This window comes from Streptomyces sp. NPDC002076 (genome assembly GCF_053593835.1).
Genome location: NZ_JBSFDI010000077.1, coordinates 1 through 1,193, shown reverse-complemented (window position 1 = coordinate 1,193; position 1,193 = coordinate 1). Strand labels below are relative to the sequence as shown.

1 protein-coding gene is annotated in these 1,193 nt (G+C 69.2%); it reads right to left on the bottom strand.

The annotated features are described in order from the left end of the window. The coding region (locus ACWCQS_RS46060; protein WP_451010000.1) for a beta-ketoacyl reductase at nucleotides 1–1,193 on the bottom strand (1,193 nt) is incomplete at both ends.

The following is a 1,193-nucleotide window of genomic DNA, read 5'->3' as shown; positions in this document are numbered from 1 at the left end:
CAGTTCGTCGAGGAGTGTGCTGGGGCGTACGGCGGTGAAGCCGGACGCGAAGCGTTCCCAGTCCAGGTCCACCACACACAACGCCGGATCACCGAGCTCACCCAGGCCAACAGCCTGCTCCAGCGCCCGCATCGCCAGCTGCGGATCCATCGGCGGCATGCCCTCACGCCGCAACCGCCGCTCCAGGACCCCCTCGGCCGCCATCCCGCCATCAGCCCACGGACCCCACGCCACCGACACCGCCGGCAGCCCCTCACCACGCCGCTCCTCGGCCAACGCATCCAAGAACGCATTGGCTGCCGCATAGTTCGCCTGCCCCGCGGCACCCAGCACACCGGCCACCGACGAAAACAGCACGAACGCCGACAGGTCCAGATCACGCGTGAGCTCGTGCAGATGACGCGCCGAATCCGCCTTGGCCTGCCACACACGCTCGAACCGCTCCGGGATCAGCGCATCCAGCACACCATCGTCGAGCACACCCGCCGCATGGAACACACCCGTCAACTCGGAGCGCAGCGGCTCCAGCAGCCGCACCAGCGCCTCACGATCGGCCACGTCACAAGCGACGATCGTCACCCGCGCACCCGACGCAACGAGCTCCGCCTCCAGCTCGGCCGCACCCGGCGCCTGCACACCCCGCCGACTGGTCAGGACCACATGCTCAGCACCACGCGCCACCAGCCACCGCGCCACCCGAGCACCCAACGCACCCGTACCACCGGTCACCAACACCGTGCCACACGACACCCAGCCCTCACCCGGCACCACACCCGGCGACGACACCCGAACCAGCCGACGCCCGAAGATCCCCGACGCACGCACCGCAACCTGGTCCTCACCACCCAGACCGGCCAGCACATCCGCCAACCGCCCCAGAGCACGCTCATCCACCACCCCCCGCGGCAGATCCACCAGACCACCCCAGCGCGCCGGAACCTCCAGCGCCACCACCCGGCCCAGACCCCACACACCAGCCTGCACCGCACTGCCCAACCGATCCGAACGACCCGTCGACACAGCACCCCGCGTCACACACCACAACGGCGCATCAACACCCGCATCACCCAGCGCCTGCACCAACACCGCAGACACCGACACACCAGCAGACTCGTCCAACGCCAGCAAAGACAGCACACCGGAAACACCAGCCTCCGCGGGCACCGCCGACCGCAACACCTCGGCAACCTCAT